The organism is Pantoea sp. UYEF8 (assembly GCF_040546285.1).
Lineage (GTDB): Bacteria > Pseudomonadota > Gammaproteobacteria > Enterobacterales > Enterobacteriaceae > Pantoea > Pantoea brenneri.
On record NZ_JBEPNM010000006.1, the window covers coordinates 171,758 to 187,557 of the forward strand.

General features: G+C 50.1%; 33 protein-coding genes. 10 read left to right on the plus strand and 23 right to left on the minus strand.

The window, feature by feature from the left end:
* Position 1 precedes the first annotated feature (1 nt).
* The 23 genes from ABIB18_RS13620 to ABIB18_RS13725 form a co-directional block, all read right to left on the minus strand.
* Positions 2-499 carry an HNH endonuclease gene (locus tag ABIB18_RS13620; protein WP_354474393.1) on the minus strand — a complete coding sequence of 166 codons (498 nt, stop codon included), beginning with the start codon at positions 497-499 and terminating at the stop codon, positions 2-4.
* Positions 499-720, minus strand: coding sequence for a head fiber protein (locus tag ABIB18_RS13625; RefSeq protein WP_354474395.1), 222 nt, complete (start codon positions 718-720; stop codon positions 499-501). Before ABIB18_RS13625 ends, ABIB18_RS13620 begins: the two co-directional genes overlap by 1 nt.
* Positions 721-949: 229 nt before the next feature.
* On the minus strand, positions 950-1,246 hold the full coding sequence (locus tag ABIB18_RS13630; RefSeq protein WP_354474397.1) for a hypothetical protein: 297 nt from the start codon (positions 1,244-1,246) through the stop codon (positions 950-952).
* A complete protein-coding gene (locus ABIB18_RS13635) occupies positions 1,243-1,587 on the minus strand; it encodes a DUF7940 domain-containing protein (protein ID WP_354474399.1) in 345 nt (114 codons plus the stop codon). Before ABIB18_RS13635 ends, ABIB18_RS13630 begins: the two co-directional genes overlap by 4 nt.
* Positions 1,584-2,051 (minus strand): lysozyme family protein, encoded by a 468-nt coding sequence (locus tag ABIB18_RS13640; RefSeq protein WP_354474400.1) that lies wholly within the window; start codon positions 2,049-2,051, stop codon positions 1,584-1,586. The genes ABIB18_RS13635 and ABIB18_RS13640 overlap by 4 nt, the downstream gene beginning before the upstream one ends.
* Positions 2,020-2,259 carry a phage holin gene (locus tag ABIB18_RS13645; RefSeq protein WP_354474402.1) on the minus strand — a complete coding sequence of 80 codons (240 nt, stop codon included), beginning with the start codon at positions 2,257-2,259 and terminating at the stop codon, positions 2,020-2,022. The genes ABIB18_RS13640 and ABIB18_RS13645 overlap by 32 nt, the downstream gene beginning before the upstream one ends.
* Positions 2,260-2,923: 664 nt before the next feature.
* Positions 2,924-3,691, minus strand: coding sequence for an antitermination protein Q (locus ABIB18_RS13650; RefSeq protein WP_354474404.1), 768 nt, complete (start codon positions 3,689-3,691; stop codon positions 2,924-2,926).
* Positions 3,681-3,806, minus strand: coding sequence for a YlcG family protein (locus tag ABIB18_RS23785; protein ID WP_502922714.1), 126 nt, complete (start codon positions 3,804-3,806; stop codon positions 3,681-3,683). Before ABIB18_RS23785 ends, ABIB18_RS13650 begins: the two co-directional genes overlap by 11 nt.
* Positions 3,807-3,960: 154 nt before the next feature.
* Positions 3,961-4,566, minus strand: a complete 606-nt coding sequence (locus ABIB18_RS13655) for a recombination protein NinG (RefSeq protein ID WP_354474406.1) — start codon at positions 4,564-4,566, stop codon at positions 3,961-3,963.
* 264 nt (positions 4,567-4,830) lie between these two features.
* Positions 4,831-5,118 carry a dATP/dGTP diphosphohydrolase domain-containing protein gene (locus tag ABIB18_RS13660; RefSeq protein WP_354474408.1) on the minus strand — a complete coding sequence of 96 codons (288 nt, stop codon included), beginning with the start codon at positions 5,116-5,118 and terminating at the stop codon, positions 4,831-4,833.
* 2 nt (positions 5,119-5,120) lie between these two features.
* Positions 5,121-5,324 (minus strand): hypothetical protein, encoded by a 204-nt coding sequence (locus tag ABIB18_RS13665; RefSeq protein ID WP_354474410.1) that lies wholly within the window; start codon positions 5,322-5,324, stop codon positions 5,121-5,123.
* On the minus strand, positions 5,317-5,523 hold the full coding sequence (locus ABIB18_RS13670; protein WP_354474412.1) for a hypothetical protein: 207 nt from the start codon (positions 5,521-5,523) through the stop codon (positions 5,317-5,319). The genes ABIB18_RS13665 and ABIB18_RS13670 overlap by 8 nt, the downstream gene beginning before the upstream one ends.
* Positions 5,520-6,107 (minus strand): MT-A70 family methyltransferase, encoded by a 588-nt coding sequence (locus tag ABIB18_RS13675; protein WP_354474414.1) that lies wholly within the window; start codon positions 6,105-6,107, stop codon positions 5,520-5,522. The genes ABIB18_RS13670 and ABIB18_RS13675 overlap by 4 nt, the downstream gene beginning before the upstream one ends.
* The gene (locus ABIB18_RS13680; protein ID WP_354474416.1) at positions 6,104-6,538 is read right to left on the minus strand and encodes a recombination protein NinB; all 435 of its coding nucleotides are present in this window, start codon (positions 6,536-6,538) and stop codon (positions 6,104-6,106) included. Before ABIB18_RS13680 ends, ABIB18_RS13675 begins: the two co-directional genes overlap by 4 nt.
* Before the next feature lie 3 nt (positions 6,539-6,541).
* Entirely contained in the window at positions 6,542-6,718 is a 177-nt protein-coding gene (locus tag ABIB18_RS13685) for a hypothetical protein (protein ID WP_354474418.1), read from the minus strand.
* Complete coding sequence (locus ABIB18_RS13690; RefSeq protein ID WP_354474420.1) at positions 6,715-6,915, minus strand: hypothetical protein; 201 nt, start codon at positions 6,913-6,915, stop codon at positions 6,715-6,717. Before ABIB18_RS13690 ends, ABIB18_RS13685 begins: the two co-directional genes overlap by 4 nt.
* On the minus strand, positions 6,893-7,084 hold the full coding sequence (locus ABIB18_RS13695; protein ID WP_354474422.1) for a hypothetical protein: 192 nt from the start codon (positions 7,082-7,084) through the stop codon (positions 6,893-6,895). Before ABIB18_RS13695 ends, ABIB18_RS13690 begins: the two co-directional genes overlap by 23 nt.
* The gene (locus ABIB18_RS13700) at positions 7,081-7,320 is read right to left on the minus strand and encodes a DUF551 domain-containing protein (protein WP_354474424.1); all 240 of its coding nucleotides are present in this window, start codon (positions 7,318-7,320) and stop codon (positions 7,081-7,083) included. Before ABIB18_RS13700 ends, ABIB18_RS13695 begins: the two co-directional genes overlap by 4 nt.
* Before the next feature lies 1 nt (position 7,321).
* The gene (locus ABIB18_RS13705) at positions 7,322-7,642 is read right to left on the minus strand and encodes a hypothetical protein (RefSeq protein WP_354474426.1); all 321 of its coding nucleotides are present in this window, start codon (positions 7,640-7,642) and stop codon (positions 7,322-7,324) included.
* Positions 7,643-7,826: 184 nt separating this feature from the next.
* Positions 7,827-9,215: a replicative DNA helicase gene (locus ABIB18_RS13710; RefSeq protein WP_354474567.1), complete on the minus strand. Its 1,389-nt coding sequence runs from the start codon at positions 9,213-9,215 to the stop codon at positions 7,827-7,829.
* Positions 9,215-10,075 carry a replication protein gene (locus tag ABIB18_RS13715; RefSeq protein ID WP_354474569.1) on the minus strand — a complete coding sequence of 287 codons (861 nt, stop codon included), beginning with the start codon at positions 10,073-10,075 and terminating at the stop codon, positions 9,215-9,217. The genes ABIB18_RS13710 and ABIB18_RS13715 overlap by 1 nt, the downstream gene beginning before the upstream one ends.
* Positions 10,076-10,210: 135 nt before the next feature.
* Positions 10,211-10,510, minus strand: a complete 300-nt coding sequence (locus ABIB18_RS13720) for a CII family transcriptional regulator (RefSeq protein WP_354474428.1) — start codon at positions 10,508-10,510, stop codon at positions 10,211-10,213.
* A gap of 113 nt (positions 10,511-10,623) precedes the next feature.
* Positions 10,624-10,821 carry a Cro/CI family transcriptional regulator gene (locus tag ABIB18_RS13725; protein WP_143788997.1) on the minus strand — a complete coding sequence of 66 codons (198 nt, stop codon included), beginning with the start codon at positions 10,819-10,821 and terminating at the stop codon, positions 10,624-10,626.
* Between the two features lie 107 nt (positions 10,822-10,928).
* Between ABIB18_RS13725 and ABIB18_RS13730 the strand changes: the two genes are divergently transcribed.
* The 10 genes from ABIB18_RS13730 (at position 10,929) to ABIB18_RS13775 (ending at position 15,800) form a co-directional block, all read left to right on the plus strand.
* Positions 10,929-11,639: a LexA family protein gene (locus tag ABIB18_RS13730; protein WP_354474430.1), complete on the plus strand. Its 711-nt coding sequence runs from the start codon at positions 10,929-10,931 to the stop codon at positions 11,637-11,639.
* Between the two features lie 102 nt (positions 11,640-11,741).
* Entirely contained in the window at positions 11,742-12,482 is a 741-nt protein-coding gene (locus tag ABIB18_RS13735) for a HipA family kinase (RefSeq protein WP_354474432.1), read from the plus strand.
* On the plus strand, positions 12,479-13,297 hold the full coding sequence (locus tag ABIB18_RS13740; RefSeq protein WP_476132381.1) for a DUF3037 domain-containing protein: 819 nt from the start codon (positions 12,479-12,481) through the stop codon (positions 13,295-13,297). The genes ABIB18_RS13735 and ABIB18_RS13740 overlap by 4 nt, the downstream gene beginning before the upstream one ends.
* A 481-nt stretch (positions 13,298-13,778) precedes the next feature.
* The gene (locus ABIB18_RS13745) at positions 13,779-14,021 is read left to right on the plus strand and encodes a transcriptional antitermination N peptide (protein ID WP_143789000.1); all 243 of its coding nucleotides are present in this window, start codon (positions 13,779-13,781) and stop codon (positions 14,019-14,021) included.
* Positions 14,022-14,023: 2 nt separating this feature from the next.
* Complete coding sequence (locus ABIB18_RS13750; RefSeq protein WP_354474436.1) at positions 14,024-14,242, plus strand: hypothetical protein; 219 nt, start codon at positions 14,024-14,026, stop codon at positions 14,240-14,242.
* Positions 14,243-14,348: 106 nt separating this feature from the next.
* Positions 14,349-14,570 (plus strand): hypothetical protein, encoded by a 222-nt coding sequence (locus ABIB18_RS13755; RefSeq protein ID WP_354474438.1) that lies wholly within the window; start codon positions 14,349-14,351, stop codon positions 14,568-14,570.
* Between the two features lie 120 nt (positions 14,571-14,690).
* Entirely contained in the window at positions 14,691-15,203 is a 513-nt protein-coding gene (locus ABIB18_RS13760) for an HNH endonuclease signature motif containing protein (protein WP_354474440.1), read from the plus strand.
* 24 nt (positions 15,204-15,227) lie between these two features.
* Complete coding sequence (locus tag ABIB18_RS13765; RefSeq protein ID WP_354474442.1) at positions 15,228-15,359, plus strand: protease FtsH-inhibitory lysogeny factor CIII; 132 nt, start codon at positions 15,228-15,230, stop codon at positions 15,357-15,359.
* A 106-nt stretch (positions 15,360-15,465) separates the two neighbouring features.
* Entirely contained in the window at positions 15,466-15,660 is a 195-nt protein-coding gene (locus tag ABIB18_RS13770) for a hypothetical protein (RefSeq protein ID WP_262287632.1), read from the plus strand.
* Positions 15,657-15,800 (plus strand): hypothetical protein, encoded by a 144-nt coding sequence (locus tag ABIB18_RS13775; RefSeq protein ID WP_354474444.1) that lies wholly within the window; start codon positions 15,657-15,659, stop codon positions 15,798-15,800. Before ABIB18_RS13770 ends, ABIB18_RS13775 begins: the two co-directional genes overlap by 4 nt.

Consider the following 15,800-nt stretch of genomic DNA (forward strand, 5'->3'; position numbering starts at 1 on the left):
ATCACACCTCCGAAACGTTGCTCCAGTTTTTATGCTTAACGATGTCAGCAATCATGGTCGTCGATACGCCATACTTCTTTGCTAACGCTCTAAGCCCGTTACCAATGCTTCCGCGCACATATTCGCGCCGAATGCATATGACATCGCACACTTTTAATTTTGCCATTCCATTCTTTTCACCCGAGCGGTCAGGATACGAGTTTCTGCCCCTTCTTGACCTGTCGCGATTATTGTCGGCTGCGGTTCCTGTAATGAGATGTTCCGGATTTACACATGATGGGTTGTCACACTTATGCCTGACGAGAAGGTGCTTGATGCTATCTAACGAGACGCCATTAGCCTCACAGTATGCAATTCGATGAGCATAATGCGGCTTGCGGGCTATATGCTTCTGCCCATACCCTCGCTTGTTTGTGTATCCGGCATAAATCACGCATTCACCGACACATACATCATCAGGATGGGCAAACAGCTCTTGTTTGTCGGTGAGCTTTGCCATTACATCATTCCTGCCGCTTTAAGCTTTGACAGTAGAGCGTTGAAGTCAGTCACCAGACCAGCTACATCAGTAGCTGCTGTGTTTGCCTGATTAGTCATTTTCTTTACGCCGCCGATTGCAGATGTCGTAGCTGCCGGCAAGGTGTAATCTCCACCCTCAACGTCTGCAGGCGTTGCGACATCTACCGGGTAGCCACCAACTGACATGCATTTAGTGCTCATGATCGATTCCTCGTTTCAGGCAATTCATTGTCAGAGGCATCTGGAAAAGTTGATGCCTCTTGCAATGCATTACAGATTTACTGGCTTCCCACACAGCGCCATCCATAGGTCGTTATGCGTGTTGATTGCTCTCACCGTTCTGATGTCCATCAGGTCAGCATCTTTGCCGTGCGTCCTGATGGATGCATCCTGAGTACAAAGCGAATCTACTGTTTTGGTGGGAGCCGGGTTAGTCGTCGGAGTTGAATTCAGATCTGCGCAGCTTGTCGCGAGCAGCATCGTCAGACAGAGAAGAATTGTTTTCTTTAACACTGTTTGCCTTCTCCGTGTTAATTGCCTGCACTTTAGCCACATCGCTAACCTGCTGTGACTCTACCTTTGCTGCTGTCACATCCGCCTTGGCCTTCTCTTCTGTCTTCCCTTTGCTTTTACCACTGAAGTAAGCGGTTGCAGCGGCAGCAATCAGAGCCAGAAAGGCGATAATGTAGTTCCACCCGCCGGCGAAAAGGTTAACGAGAGTTGTCATTGCTTTTCATCCAGTTGCTGTTTGCGATCACTCAAATTTCGTTGCCTGATGAACTGAGAGATAACGCCGAGCGCAACAATGAAATAACTGACGTACTGCGCAATGTTGACGGGCAGCATCGCCTTAAGGTCAGGCGGTAGCATGTTCCAGGCTGAGATAATTGCATCAGGAGCCGAAGCGAGATAAACGCCCAGCAATGTACCAGCACCGGTGAGCCAGACAGACCAGGCGCGGAACAGTAAGCGGGCATGAGCAACGAACTCAACTGAGCTGTACTTACGCACCAGTAGCACCAGGGCGATCACAACGATAACCACGGCGAGGAAGGTAATAACGTTCATATCTTCCCCTTGTAGATATCGTATGAGCCGGTGCGCATGACTTCAGCATGACGGCGGGCGCGACCGGGTGTCTGTTTAGCCCACAGGCTATTCAGCATCCCTTCAGCTGCTCCAGTGAAGTTACCGTTGGAAATCATGACCAACGTGTTTTTGAACGCTGCAAGACCATCGACGCCCATCTGGTAAGCCATGCTGTAAAGGACATCTGCGCGGGCCGGGTTGCATTGCTTAAGTGCAGCGTAAATGGCCGGCCGGCTGTTCATGTCCAGCACTTTCTCATCAACAATCACTTGCTTCCATGTGTCGCCAACTTTTCGAGGAACGCGAAAGGTATAGTTACTCAACGATGCGCCTTTGGGGCCAATGCGGATACCGCCAGCTACCGTTGGGAAGCCAAGAGAATCGACGTAAGGCGACTCCACATAACCTTCCTCAAAGTTGAGGATCGGGATTATCTGACTCATCAATCGCTCTCCATCTCATTTGGCTCATGCGCTCTTCGCGCTTATCTCGCTTACGCTGGAAGTAAATGTTCACAATGAATGTCGCGATAGCCAGCATGAAACCACCCACAGCTAACCACTCGTTTAGAGACATGCTCCCGGCAAGGAAAGTCGCCCCCGACGTTGTATACGCCGCGGCTGTCGTTACTTTGTCTGCCATAGTTTTCATATCCACCTCCAGGACTGGAGGCTCGCTTTTAGGAATTGATGAAATTGTGAACTGAGCGAGCCAGGTTAGAATTCTTAGTGTCACGTAAGAAACCTTCCTGCATCTCTCCCGCCGCAATTACATCCGCTGTGTTTGAAAAAATGCGCTACGCCACCAAGGGAAAATGTTTTCTGGTTTCGAATGGCGTGCGCAAAACAGAAAAGGCCAACTCTATGGCTGACCTTTGAAATAGTTTAGTGATGTTACTTATCCGCAATAGGGTATGCGGTGATGCTTATCCCCGGGAGGGGATGAGCCGATTAGGCGCTGCTATTCGGCTCAGTTATTGTGGTGGGCCGGTGCTTATCTCCGACTCCATTTCAAGGAAGCCAGTATTCACCACAACGGAAAGAACATTGCACACATTGCCTGGGGTCTATGCTGCTGCGTGGGTTGGCTTATGAAGCCGTCACGCCAATGCTCTTACCTGTTGTGCAGAATTAAAAAAACGCCCTCGCAGTTGGTGAGACCGCAGGGCGCTTTGACTATCACAAATCGATGGAACTGACTGGATTACGTTACCGCGTCAAACAACAGCGCGCAACTTCAACTGTTAGGAATCATATCCCCAGCTTCCTGAAAAGTAAATAGCTCACGATAAAATAATGAGCTATTTCCGATTGCGCTATCCAGTTACTTTATTCAGCGCTGAGTTAGCCCATGATTCTTCAATCTCCAGCTTGCCGATTAGTTGGTCATAGAACGGCTTTCCACTTCGATCCCAAGTAGCCAGGCTGATTGCATCGGTAATATCGCAGAGGCTGCGAAACGCCTCCACCGCGGGGATCCGCTCATAACCGCGACCGCAGCAGCGCTTACAGTCACCCAGAACCGGCACACCCCGTTCTTCAGTAAGCTTGCGATCAACCGCCCTTCCGCGTCCGCTACAGTCACGGCATGATGACGAGACTACCCCCTTCCCTCTGCAGGTTTTGCAGATGACGCGAACAACCTCTTTCACGCTACGGGATGATCCGCCTGATAGCGGTGACTTCATGGTGAACACATCCGCCTCAATAAACCCTTTCGCCCGGCAGCATTCGCACGGCTTGACGCTGGCAGCGCTGCGGCAATAATCCATGTAGGCATAAGTTGCGAGCGTTTGCATAACCGCTGGCTTAATATCTGTGTCTAGCTTGCGTAAGGCGGCAACCTTATCGCAGGTACTCAACGCATATTCAGTTAATAACGATACGGCGCGTCGGGCGTCGTTATCGCTTACTCCAACCTTACCCATAAACGCACTGTAGCCCAGCGGAGCGCGTGACATAGCCATACCCATGCCGGCGATGTAATCAGTTCCTGTTAGCGTGTCTGGTGATGTCTGAGGTGTCATTCCACTAAAGTTCTGCGTTTTCGGAAAGTGATAACGAACTGTCGCTTCAAGCCCCATGGTTAGCCCCTCTCAATTTCAGTTCTATTCTGATAAGTCGGTAGTTTATTTCTGCCATGCCCGGCATTCGCATCAGCCTTAGCCGGAGCCACTTTTCTCTGAGGTATTCGGTCATGCGAACCACCAATTCATGATGCGCTGGCTTAATGGCAGTCTGCGCTGGGGTTGATACTGGACGCGCTCAATCTTGCTGTTGATTTCGTTCAGTCGATGCTGAAGATGTTTTCGACTGTGCAAATACATAGCCAGCCGGTAATGATCGATTGGTTTCATGCTGCCTCTCTCTGCTTAATCAGCTCTCTGGTTTTCTGTCTGTAATGTGCAGCCAACTCCTGCAGCTCTTCCCGCGTCCACTTTTTCACGGGGTGCGGACCCATAAGGCGATCGAAAGCAGCCTGACCGATTTTCTTAATCAGATTGGGCGTGTAGTTTTCAATGTTGCCGGAAAGGTGCTGGTTGCAGGGTACGCACTGCTTATGGCAGTTGGTTTCTTCATAGCGTGTAGCTGGTGAAGCACCGCGAGTTCGATAATGCCCGGCGTCATATTTCCCTTCGTGGAATCGTCCACAGCTGATGCAGGGGTCGGCGGCATCGCGAGTGCGGATATATTCGTTGAAGGCTGACTGGGTTTGCTTATGGAAGTGACTGATGGGTTGAACTGCTAACTTGCGGATTTTGGTGTGGCGCTTTTCCTGCTGAGCTTCTTCTTTTCGTCGTCGTTCTGCTTCCTGTACCGCTTTCTGCCGCTTCTTCTCCCTTTCAGCCATCGCCAGTACCGTTCCGCAATCTGCGCTACACCAGCGTTGATTCTGGAAGGCTGGATGAAACCATTCGCGGCAGGCTGGGTTCTTACATTTCCTCCTGACTTTCCTCATGGCCCTCTCCACACATCCGAAAGTTTGGATCCTGCATCAGGTTTATTTCGCAGCTTGTGCAGCAATAAACCACCGACTCTGGCAGCGCCGCAGAACAGAAAGCGCACACAGAAGCACACTGCTCTCCATCGCCAGTAGGCAGATTTGATTGGATGGTCCCTTTCGTGTTCTTCATAGAGATAGTCCGTATTACAGGCTTCACAGTTAGCCCCGTAGTGATACTTGTCTTCTGAGGTGAGTGTTATGTGACAGCGGCAGCAGCGTTCACACATTGGGTTGCTCCTCATCCAGCCAGAGAAGAAACAGGAGGCAGCAGATTGCGTGCGCCAGGTGTGGCAGTCCGCTTTCGCTATCGTCCTTCTCTCCATTCCACCACGCGGTGACGTGTCGGATAGTCGCATCGAAATATCTCGTTCTGGCATCAGGAACCGTCTTCCAGTTGTCCGGCGCGTATTTCTTAGCTCCGAATTCCAGCACGTCGATAACCGACCTGATCGCATTCATTGGCACCAGGCTGAACCGCCACTTACCGGCGTCATACTTTGTTGTCATGCTCAGCTCCACATTGGGTTTTTATACTGCCTGCTCGGTATTGGCTCGTTCCGGAACTCGGGCAGCAGCGCGCTTACCAGCCAGTAGCACGGGTCAAATGCAAGGCACTTTTTGGCCTGGATATTTCGTGATTTGTAACTGGCTATCAGCTCATCTGCTGTTTTTGTGTCTATCGGGTCGGGGTGAGTGAACCAGGTTTCACGCATGATTTCTCCACCTCATCGCGCCGGTTTCTGCCCGGACAACTTCCAGAAATTCAGGTGATTTCTTCAGTCCCATCTCGCGGGCCTTGTTCGTTACCTGTTGCCGTGGCTTGTCGAACATGATTGCCAGCAGGTCTGTTGATGCGTTTGCGTAATCGCGAGCCAGAATGTCGAGATGCTCGCGGCTCCATGTATTTCTCATGCTGCACTCCTGTTCTGCTTTTCGGTTGCTACGCCAGGTAGTAGATCAAATGATCTGTCGCACTGATTGCCCCACATATCCCAGCCGGGAACGCTGTCGCGGCTAAATAATTCACAGCGCGGAACGTCTCCCAGCAACCTGACCAGCAGATCGCGAAACTCTGGCGGCTTGGCGCTATGCCCCATGCGCGGCGCGGTAACGTGTTGGCAAATTGATGCATCAATACGGGCCGGTAACTTCCCACGCACAGCAAACAGGCAGTCTTCGCTATTGGCTCGGGTCATGTGGCCCATGCCGATCGCGCTGTTACCTTTGTGCTTATTGGTCTTATGCCAGGTGAATCCCTTCATCGTCATCAGACGAAATCCCCATGCGTCCATTACTTTCAGCGCCTCAACCGGCTGTGTCGGCACCCACCACATAGCCAGCAGGCAGTTTTCAGCTGCCAAATCCCACACCGGCAATCGGCAAATATCTGGCACGGTCATGGTCTGGTATTTGTGGCCGGCGCCGCGCTCGCCATCGTTCGCTTTGTCGCGATAGGTCCAGGGTGGATCTGCATAAATCAGGGTGTATTTTTTCATGCTGCTCTCCCGTAATGGGCTGCCCAGCGCATAGCGCACGTAGCGTCGTCACCAAAGTTGACGCCATGCTCTGCACCAAAGGCGCTGATAAGTTCGATTAGGTCACGCATCTCACTGACGCGCATTCTGCTTGTTGACTGGCCCAGCACTACAAAGCCGCCATCAATGCCAGGCACGACGTCCTGCTTCTTGAGTGCTGCGGTAAAAACGTACTTCCACTCTTCGCTCGTTAGCTTTCGCCCATGCCAGTTGACCTGCTCTGAGATGTCATTGAGACATGCCCAAAGTTTGGCGTTCTGGTCGAGGCTGCGGGTGCGTTCCTGGATGGTTACTACGAGGGGGTGTTCGGGGTTAGTTGGTAATGCGTTAATGAATTCAGTGCAGTTTCTTCGCCTGGTTGCATCAACCAGAAAATAGCTCTGCTTGTCCACGGGTCACCTCCGGTTTATCTGCTCCTGCAAATTAGCCAGCTCATCCTCAGCTTTGAGAATGACGTCATTGATGGTCATCAGGCTGTGGCCGCCCATTACCAGAACTCTCAGCAATGTCAGTGCGTCCTGAATGCCCTGAGCGTGGTCTGGGCGCTTAATGGGGATTACGTTGTCAGTCATGACTTCTCCAGGTTATCAGCGATAATAACGATACCCGTTATTCCAGAATTTAATTCACGGTCACCATCTTTACTGCCTAGCAACCATCTAAAATCGTCGATGTCGCCCATCCCGGTTTTATCGACAAAAATTTCCAGCAAGTCATCTGTAGTAAGCTCCAGCCTTACAGTGCGCTTAGTTTTGTCCTGAATTTTCATCACTCTTCTCCATCTCAGCGCGGGTGTTCCAGGCGGCCCGCCAGGCATTCCAGAATCCATATTTGATATGCGGCACAGTGTCGGTATATTTTGATGATTCGAGGTGTTTATATTCGGCCTCAAACCAAGCTTCAAACTTCTGCCGCTCCAGCTCATCGTTGATGGTCATGCTTCCTCCGGTGGAGATGGGAGTGGTTGCCAGTGAGTTATCTGGCTAGCTGGCATGTTTCCGTAGTGACTGAATGAAACCCAGAATTGCTCAGGGTCACTGTTAGGCATCCCGGCGCAACAGTCACAGGTTGTGACCAGATTCCCGTCAGTCACTATCACTTCCACTGATTTATAAACCCGGACATCTTCAATAACTATGGGCATCCGCTCACTGCACTTAATCCACTGGCTCATATCACTGCTCTCCGTTCTGATTGGTGGGCTGCTCCTGCTGCTCAAGTTGTGCTTTCATCGGCAGGTAAACTGCGCGATGCACGAATGGAATGAAGGCATTGAAAAATTTGTCATATGTGTCTTTTCGATAGCCAGTAACCTCATCAACCATGGCATCCAGGCCATTGCGCGGAGGGCGTGGAAGGCCGACGCCGTACAGTCGGATAAACTGATCTACCAATTCTTTCTCCTCCAGGCATTTTTCAACCATATGCATAAGTGCCGGATCCGCCGCCAGAGTGACCATGATGTTGCAGGGTAGTCCGTGAATTACCTGTGTCATGCTGCTCTCCCGGTCGATGTCCACTTTCCGGATGCAAACATGAGTGCATAGCGAACGTGAGCCTGAGCGCTCCGCATGTGCAGGTCTTCCAGTTTGCTGAGGTCGATGAATACCGGGCCTCTGTACTGTGGCCTGTCTGCGCACAGATATGCTGCAATTACTTCTGAATCTTCGTAGGTTAAATTCATACGTCAGCCCCTTTGTTGTAGCGGCGTGATTGTTGCTGGGTTTGCTCAGGGCGGGCGCGGCAGAGTTTTGCTGCGGCTTCCTGATCCGTTGGCTGGAAGTGTCCGTTGTTGAAAGACTGATAAACGGTTCCGAGCTGTCCAAAGCGGTTTTTAGTGACGATGATTTCTGCATAGTTCGCAGCTGGTGACTCCTCGTCATAGACGGCTTCGCGGTAGAGCATGATGATGCTGTCGGCGTCCTGCTCAATGCTGCCGGAGTCGCGCAGGTCGGCGTTGGTCGGGCGGCGCTGACCTTTCGGGCGTTTCTCAACATCGCGGGATAGCTGGCTGAGTGACATAACCGGTGTTTTGAGGTCTTTTGCAATGCGCTTCAGGCTGCCGGAGATGTGTGCAATAGCGAGGTCGTTACGTTCAGCCTTTGGCTTATCAATCAGTCCGAGGTAATCCACCAGGATGAGTGATAACGCCGGGTTGTTGCGCTTATGACGTTCTGCAATGGCGCGGATTTGCTCAACGTTCATCTTGCTGGCGTCGACAATCCACACATCCAGCTCTAACAGGCGCCCAAGTCCGTTTGTTACCTTCGCCCAGCCTTCATCGTTCATCTTCGCAGGGTTGCGTAGTGCTGAAACTGGCAGATTACCGGCACCGGCGATCTGCCGCTCTACCACCTGATTAGCGTCCATCTCCATGCTGAAAATCAGCACGCCGCGTTTCTGATTGCTGCCCGGTAGTTTCTGCCGGCCGACACCTTCAGCTACGGTAAGCGCGAATTCCGTTTTACCCATGCCAGGGCGCGCCGCAACGATGACCAGGTCGACGGAGTTGATGCCACCGGTGATGTGGTCAAGCTCAGGAATGCCGGTTTTGAGTGTGTCGGACTCTTCACCCTGACGAACGCGCTTCTCAAGCATCTCCTGATAACCGTCCAGAACGTCACGGATATGCATTGGCCTGATTTCATCACCAGGGCGGTCGATATCGGTGAGTGATGTCATGAACTGGCTGATAGCGTTCAGAGCAATCTCGTGGTTTCCCGCTGAAGTGATTTCACGTTTGCCAGCGTCCATGAGTTCAGTGAACCGGCGCACCTTGTGATAATCGGCCACCACGCGGGCATAGCCTTTCAGGTTTGCTGCCGAAGGGCATTTGCGCATGGTCTCCATGACGTGACCGAAATACTCATCACCCATGGCTTCGGCAACCATCATCCCGTCAATCAGGCTGCGTTGTTTCGCCTGACGCTTAATCTCACCAAATGCGCGGCGGTACAGGTCTACGCTAAATGCGCTTTCGTCCAGTGTTGAGATGACGTCGCTGGCATCCGGCGTGTAACCGCCAATCAGCAGGCCGCCAATTACGCTGGCTTCGATATCGGTATTAATCATGCTGGCTCCTTGTGGTCTGCAAACTTGCCTTCCCTGACGCCGGTGAGCGTTGTTTCACGCAGGAGAAAATCCAGATCCGCTGACCAGCCAGTTTCGTTTCCACCGAAGTAAAACGGCTTGGCCTGGCAGACGAATGCGCGGACATATGACCGGAAGCCTGCGACGTTTGGGGTTTTGAGCTGAGGGATAAGTTTTTTCAGGCGGCGCTGACGCTGAGTATTGGCAGATACAGCGTGTGGAAGGCGATCACCAACCTCCTCGTTGTAGGCAACCAGATAAGATTCGTAATCAATGCGCTCTGCCCGACGCTTTTCAGGTTTAACCTGATCACCTTCCAAGCCCCCTTTGGGGGTATGGGGGGGTTTATCTTTTAGTTCTTGTTCTAGTAACTTCTTGTTCTGTTCATCGGATGGTTTATCGGATGGTTCATCGGTTACAGCATTCAAAGCCGCACCAGTGCTGGGTTTGTTGTTATCGGATGGTCTTTCGCGAGGTTCATCGGCTGAAATGACCTGATATTCGGCATAATTCGTGATGGTGATCACCGTCCCGAAGCGTGTTCCCTTAGTGGTGATCATCCCTTCTCTGGCGAAGAAATTAATCATTCTGGTCACCGCCTGCGGACTCTTTTCCGTGCCATCCTGATCACGTAATTTACGGCCCATAATCGCCGCTGTGGTCACCAGTTCGCCGGGTTGAAGATTCCATTCCTTGCCAGCAAACTCTACTGTGCGTGGCCTGTAGGAAGCCTCACCGATAAGCCGAATCCACATTGCCAGCTTGGCTGTATCTTTGGCCCAATCCTTGGACAGAAGACTCCGGAACAGTGCAAAATGCCCCTGCTTTTGGTTTTCCATCCTTGCGCTCCTGTGTTTGCGAGCTGCGTTGAAATCAAAAAGTTCAGCAGTTGACATAACTGCCCCCTTTACTGTTTACATATCCAGTTAGTCCTGGCATAATTTCCTCCAGTTATTTGTGTTCGCAAATTGCTATCAAGCGTCGAAACTGTTCCCGCAGTTCGGCGCTTTTTCTTTTGTCAGTAGCTGCTCTATGCGCAACAACCTCTGCGCCATTTCTGATTCAGGTGAAACCACATCCAGATAAGCCAGCGCCAGACTCATCATCTGGAAGAAGCTGTGACGCTGCTTTCCTGATGGACGCTTCATGCGGCTTACGGCTGCGTCGTCCAGGTCGAGTACCTTCGCCAGTGTTCCCTGTCCACGTTCAGCCAGTTTGTTCAGTAACTGGCTTTCAATCTCTCTCGCTTTTTTGCGATAGCTTGCAATTTCCATGATGTAAAATTCCTTTGTTGGTTAAGTAATTGCGTGACATTGCGGTGAGCAAGTCACTTCGGTTTTTGGGGGCCGAAACAGCCTCCGGTCAGATTGATAAAGAGCAACGCTGCTTATGCAGCAGCGTTTTTACTGCTAGGGAAAGGCCGAAGCTCTTCTGCTTGCACGCGTCCATCAGGAAGCGTGGTTACGAAAATTTTCCGCCCTACCCGTACTGCTTTACTGATTGCTGTCTGGTGAACACCGATTGCATCGGCGGCTTTTGCCTGTCCGTTCTCCTTGACGTAATCAGCCAGGGTTAACTTATCCATCGGTTTCCTCCGAGTGATTACCGATGAACCAATAATACTACAAGTATTAAATATATCAATACTTGCGGTATTTCATTTTTTAATAACTTGGGTATTAGAATCCGGGGATGGAAAAGAAAAAAGAACTGACTCCAGAGCAGGTTGCTGACGCTAATCGTCTGAAAGCTTTGTATGAGTCAAAGAAGAAGTCGCTGGGCATTACGCAACAGCATATCGCCGACGCTTTGGATATAACCCAAGGCGGTGTTGGGCATTACCTAAACGGAAGAAACTCTCTGAACGTGTCAGTGGCGTCTGTGTTTGCGAAGATGCTTCAGTGCTCAATCGCTGACTTCAGCCCCACTCTTGCCAGAGAGGCAAGTAGCTACGCTTCATCAGCTGATGCTAACGTCTCAAACCCGAGAGACCACAAACCCACAGCTCGCTACCCGGTATTAAGCAAGGTTCAGGCCGGCGCATGGGATGAGGCTTGTGAACCCTATACGATAAAGGATGTCGATATGTGGCTTGAATCTGACGCACATACGCAGGGAGATGCTTTCTGGTTACAGGTGGAAGGCGATTCGATGACGGCGCCGATCGGGCTGAGTATTCCGGCAGGTACGTATGTATTGTTCGATACAGGGCGTGAAGCGGTGAATGGAAGCCTGGTCGTTGCGAAGCTTACTGATGACAATGAAGCCACATTCAAGAAGCTCATCATTGACGGCAGTCAGAAGTACCTGAAGGGGCTGAACCCACAGTGGCCTATGGTGCCGGTGAACGGTAACTGCAAAGTGCTTGGCGTAGCGATCGAGACGAAGATGCGGCTGGTTTAAGGCTCAGTGGCCGAAAGAGACGTTTGAAACTTGACGGCATTCTGCTTTTGAGCTTAATGCAATGGCCCAATATTTATACATTCAGGGATGCTATGTAAGACAATGAATGCAGATAATCTTCAAGTTATAGAAATAGTTAGGCGCATAATGGACTGTGCTACTCGACCATTTTTATGCAGATGCGATGATGATGAGCTTTATGTTGTTAAAGGCAGTCCATGCGTAACTAAAAAGGAACTCATCGCAGAATGGGTCTCAGCCAGCTTGGCTAAAGAGCTTGGATTATCCTTGCCAGACTTCAAAATTGTGTACGTCGATCAGTCTCTAACTGAATTTGTTCCTGAATGGAAGAATGAGCTATACGAGGGATATGCCTTCGCCACGAGGTTTATCAGTGGAGTTTCTCCCATAACCTTTCCTCAGGCTCATAACAATGTTGATATCATTAGCCAAAAACAAGTGTATCTGTTTGATAAGTGGATAAATAACTCTGACAGATCATTGTCACCTGCAGGTGGTAATGTGAATATAATTTTCGATTACAGAAACAATAGACATTACCTAATTGACCATAACCTTGCGTTCGACCATGATGAAGTCCCTGGTGAGTTTGATCACCATGTCTATAGTGAAAGACACCGTTCATGGATTTTCGATTTAGTAGATAGAGAATCTGCTGAGGATGAGACCAAAAGAGTAAAGGCCATACTTCCGGCTTCACTTTCCGCGATTCCTGAAGAATGGAATCTAGAGGATGATTATGAACATGAAGCATATGTTGATTTTATTAGGTCAACTTTAGATAGGGTATTAGAAGATAAATTTTGGAGCAATATCAAGTGACTACGCCATGTCTCTACAGCATTGTAAGATATGCACCCTATGCAGAAACTGAAGAGTTTGCAAACATAGGGGTAGTCTTGTGTGCGCCAAAAAAACATACTCTTTACTTCAAGCTGACGAATGGTAACGATGCACGAGTTAGCGCTTTCTTTCGAGACGATACTATCTTTCCTCTTGCAAAAGATGCCGTTGCTCGTGAGTTACAGTTGGCTCAAGCACATACACATTCATTCAAAACGCCAACGGATTTTGCCAATTTCTTCAGCTACTTAACTGCAAAAAAAGAGTCTATTTTTCATTTTAGCTCTACTCGTGTTGTTATGGCTCAGAGCCCGGAGAAAGAACTTAACAGCCTTTATGAGAAGTTCATTAACCACTCTGAATACAGTAAAGAACGCAGGGAGCAAATTTTAACTAAGGAGTTGAGAGCACGTATCAACTCTTATTCTGAGCTCAAGGGTACATTCAAAGAGGATACACTTGGCGGTGAGCTAACGCGTTTTAAAATGCCGTTCGTTGCCAAAAATGACAGTAAAATATTATGTGCTATCAAGCCCTTAGCTTTTAATCAGAAAGAGCCTGGTAAAATGATGGAGCATTGCGATTCTTGGGTGGCTCGTGTAACAAGAGCTGCTAATGAAAATTTACTCAATTTGGCTAATGTGCTTTTTACGATAGATGGTCACGCTGCACCTTCAGCTTCAGAGTCCAAAGCCATGAGTGAGATAAGGAAAACATTCGACAAATATGGCCTGGCTCATTTCAAGCATGACGACGAAACATCGATTATTGACTTTGCCAAACATGCTCTGTGATTAGCCCGACCACCGCGCCGGTTTTTCATGCCTGCAGCCGATAGCCCGCCACTGAGCGGGCTTTTTTGTGCCTATCGATCCCCCGCGAAAAATAAATTCCCTTCAAAATCATACAAGTAATACCGCTGCTATTATTTTTAATACTCAGGGTATTGCTAATTATTAATACCGCTAGTATTGTTTATCCCATCAGCAGGACGCTGGCAGGCCACAGGGAACGGAGTGGCGGGTTCTTTAACAATAGAGATTGAGACTGATTCGGTCTCACCAAAGTGCAGTTGGCTTTGGGGTGTGATGAATGCGCAGGTCGATGCGCTAAAGGTAGCGGTTTCAATACCGTGGGAATTGTCGCCGAGAAAACACGACGGGTTATGGTCAGGCACTGCGGCCGATCCCGGCAGCCTGACAAAAAAGACCTCCACGGAAGCTGGCAATCTCGACGCCAGCCATCACACCACCTAAGCCAATTACCGGAGGCAACATGAACAACAAGCAACGCAAGAAGCTGCAACGCGCAGTTGAGCATCGGGCAATGAAGCTGCAACAGCAAGGCTTCGAGCGCCGCATCGTCAGCACCTTATCCAGCTGCAACCAGAGAGTAGAGAAAGCAGTTATCTCCCCTTCTCTGCGTGACAGGCATGAGAGCACATCACAGTGCTTACCAGAAATCGCGATATTCGCTGCCGGGTATCGCAACTCAAAAGACATCGTAACGGCGAGATAATCATGACCAAATATCAAAACATCTGGTTCAAGGGAGGTAAAGGTTACGGACCGGAGTATTACGAGCCGGAGCGCAAAGTGGCGTCTCACTGTGGCTTCGATATCTACTACCGCGCTGCTTGCTTCGATGTTGTCCAGGATGGCACCTGCCTTACGCAAATGGCAGGAATTAATGGTGCCAGGAAGTGGTGCGAGGAAAACGAATTCAAACTGGTCGCCTAACGCGGCCTTTTTTATTTGGAGCTCACCATGAGCAACGCTGACTGTTTTATCGGCTGGATAGCTATTGGTGTGTTGATGGGGCTGGGGTTTATAGCAGGAGGTTGAGATGCAGGAGTTTGAATTCTTTGTCATGGATGGCAGGGCGAGGTTTGATACCGATCGAGCAGCAGTCTTTGCGTCGCTTGGAAGAACGCCGCCTAAGCAGTGGAAGCTGAGTCGCGACTGGGGCGGGATGGATGCCGTTTTAGTACGCGCGCCAGTCCAGTCGGAGTCCAGTGAAGGAACCACCTCATGTGGAGATTTTGAATATCTCTGTGACATTGAGTGACACCGTAAAGCCGCCTACTCAGACGGCTTTGAGGTGCTACGCACCATACGCTTTAGAGAGAGAATCGTATCATCCTTCTGGGGGCCGCAATGGCTCCCTTCTTTTTGAGGGAATAGAAAAGTGAAGCCATTAGACATGAGCGCCCACCTTTCTTGGGATGAGCTCACAAAGAACTTTCATTATGACCCTGATACTGGGTTGTTCACAAAGAAAGCACTCACCAAATACCAAAAAGAAAGGCCGGCAGGCTCAAATAGCGGCTCTGATTACACTCGGATATGCATAAACAGGCGCATTTACTTCGCCCACAGGCTCGCCTGGTATTACATGACCGGCAAGCCACCAGAAAAACTCATTGACCACATAAATGGCGATAAGCGCGACAATCGATTCTCCAATCTAAGGGAGGCTGATTACTCCCAGAACATGATGAACAGCAAGCTCTCTTGCGCCAACACGTCTGGCTGCAAAGGCGTTGATTGGGTTAAGCGGAAGCGCAGATGGAGAGCCACTGGCAAGCTAGATGGAAAGAAAATTTATCTAGGTTTATTCGCCAAAAAGGAAGATGCAATAAAAAAATATCAAGAATTCGCTCAAGAAAACCACGGCGAATTTTTCCTAAAAACCAATTAATCCATTCACACAAAGGAATAAGCCATGCAACAGCTCGCAGTTGCAGGGTGGCCTGTTGCTGGCTGCTCTGAATCCCTCCTCGACACCATCACACGCCGCCTCCGCACTAGCTGGCGCAACCTTATCGACACCCTGAATCAAAGAGGTCAGCCATGAAATCACGTTACTTCACGAAGGCTCAGGAGCTTTCAAGAGAGGCTCATCTGTTCGGCGATGGTGCCAAGTGGGCTATGGCGATGCAACTGCTGCGGAGGGCGCTGAAATGAAAATGAAGATTGAATGTGGCGAGCTTAAGACGCGCGCCGGATATCGCCCCGGCATGATGATTATAGAAGCAGATGAGGTCTCTCTGCTCGACTTCAGCGGCAAGCAGGTACTTAACCAGCTTGATATCAAAGACGTCATGGAGTGGCTCACAGAGCAGGGTTACACAATTCACCAGGAGCACGCAGCATGATTGATCCGGATATCTATTTCTTCGAAATGATGAAGGCCATCTTAGAGCCAGTGCTTGATGAGATGACGCCACAGCAGGCTGCAATGGATGCGGCGGCTGATTACCGTACGGAGCGACAGGCAGAGAGAATGGAGGGTTAA

Coding starts and splice junctions, on each gene's coding strand:
- ABIB18_RS13770 (WP_262287632.1), top strand. CDS start 15,466: ATGAAAATGAAGATTGAATGTGGCGAGCTTAAGACGCGCGCCGGATAT.
- ABIB18_RS13690 (WP_354474420.1), bottom strand. CDS start 6,915: ATGAAAATTCAGGACAAAACTAAGCGCACTGTAAGGCTGGAGCTTACT.
- ABIB18_RS13670 (WP_354474412.1), bottom strand. CDS start 5,523: ATGAGAAATACATGGAGCCGCGAGCATCTCGACATTCTGGCTCGCGAT.
- ABIB18_RS13665 (WP_354474410.1), bottom strand. CDS start 5,324: ATGCGTGAAACCTGGTTCACTCACCCCGACCCGATAGACACAAAAACA.
- ABIB18_RS13645 (WP_354474402.1), bottom strand. CDS start 2,259: ATGAAAACTATGGCAGACAAAGTAACGACAGCCGCGGCGTATACAACG.
- ABIB18_RS13755 (WP_354474438.1), top strand. CDS start 14,349: ATGCAGGAGTTTGAATTCTTTGTCATGGATGGCAGGGCGAGGTTTGAT.
- ABIB18_RS13730 (WP_354474430.1), top strand. CDS start 10,929: ATGGAAAAGAAAAAAGAACTGACTCCAGAGCAGGTTGCTGACGCTAAT.
- ABIB18_RS13620 (WP_354474393.1), bottom strand. CDS start 499: ATGGCAAAGCTCACCGACAAACAAGAGCTGTTTGCCCATCCTGATGAT.
- ABIB18_RS23785 (WP_502922714.1), bottom strand. CDS start 3,806: ATGACCGAATACCTCAGAGAAAAGTGGCTCCGGCTAAGGCTGATGCGA.
- ABIB18_RS13745 (WP_143789000.1), top strand. CDS start 13,779: ATGAACAACAAGCAACGCAAGAAGCTGCAACGCGCAGTTGAGCATCGG.
- ABIB18_RS13750 (WP_354474436.1), top strand. CDS start 14,024: ATGACCAAATATCAAAACATCTGGTTCAAGGGAGGTAAAGGTTACGGA.
- ABIB18_RS13625 (WP_354474395.1), bottom strand. CDS start 720: ATGAGCACTAAATGCATGTCAGTTGGTGGCTACCCGGTAGATGTCGCA.
- ABIB18_RS13675 (WP_354474414.1), bottom strand. CDS start 6,107: ATGAAAAAATACACCCTGATTTATGCAGATCCACCCTGGACCTATCGC.
- ABIB18_RS13765 (WP_354474442.1), top strand. CDS start 15,228: ATGCAACAGCTCGCAGTTGCAGGGTGGCCTGTTGCTGGCTGCTCTGAA.
- ABIB18_RS13650 (WP_354474404.1), bottom strand. CDS start 3,691: ATGGGGCTTGAAGCGACAGTTCGTTATCACTTTCCGAAAACGCAGAAC.
- ABIB18_RS13695 (WP_354474422.1), bottom strand. CDS start 7,084: ATGACCATCAACGATGAGCTGGAGCGGCAGAAGTTTGAAGCTTGGTTT.
- ABIB18_RS13655 (WP_354474406.1), bottom strand. CDS start 4,566: ATGAGGAAAGTCAGGAGGAAATGTAAGAACCCAGCCTGCCGCGAATGG.
- ABIB18_RS13640 (WP_354474400.1), bottom strand. CDS start 2,051: ATGAGTCAGATAATCCCGATCCTCAACTTTGAGGAAGGTTATGTGGAG.
- ABIB18_RS13775 (WP_354474444.1), top strand. CDS start 15,657: ATGATTGATCCGGATATCTATTTCTTCGAAATGATGAAGGCCATCTTA.
- ABIB18_RS13685 (WP_354474418.1), bottom strand. CDS start 6,718: ATGACTGACAACGTAATCCCCATTAAGCGCCCAGACCACGCTCAGGGC.
- ABIB18_RS13700 (WP_354474424.1), bottom strand. CDS start 7,320: ATGAGCCAGTGGATTAAGTGCAGTGAGCGGATGCCCATAGTTATTGAA.
- ABIB18_RS13715 (WP_354474569.1), bottom strand. CDS start 10,075: ATGGAAAACCAAAAGCAGGGGCATTTTGCACTGTTCCGGAGTCTTCTG.
- ABIB18_RS13735 (WP_354474432.1), top strand. CDS start 11,742: ATGAATGCAGATAATCTTCAAGTTATAGAAATAGTTAGGCGCATAATG.
- ABIB18_RS13630 (WP_354474397.1), bottom strand. CDS start 1,246: ATGACAACTCTCGTTAACCTTTTCGCCGGCGGGTGGAACTACATTATC.
- ABIB18_RS13635 (WP_354474399.1), bottom strand. CDS start 1,587: ATGAACGTTATTACCTTCCTCGCCGTGGTTATCGTTGTGATCGCCCTG.
- ABIB18_RS13705 (WP_354474426.1), bottom strand. CDS start 7,642: ATGACACAGGTAATTCACGGACTACCCTGCAACATCATGGTCACTCTG.
- ABIB18_RS13720 (WP_354474428.1), bottom strand. CDS start 10,510: ATGGAAATTGCAAGCTATCGCAAAAAAGCGAGAGAGATTGAAAGCCAG.
- ABIB18_RS13725 (WP_143788997.1), bottom strand. CDS start 10,821: ATGGATAAGTTAACCCTGGCTGATTACGTCAAGGAGAACGGACAGGCA.
- ABIB18_RS13660 (WP_354474408.1), bottom strand. CDS start 5,118: ATGACAACAAAGTATGACGCCGGTAAGTGGCGGTTCAGCCTGGTGCCA.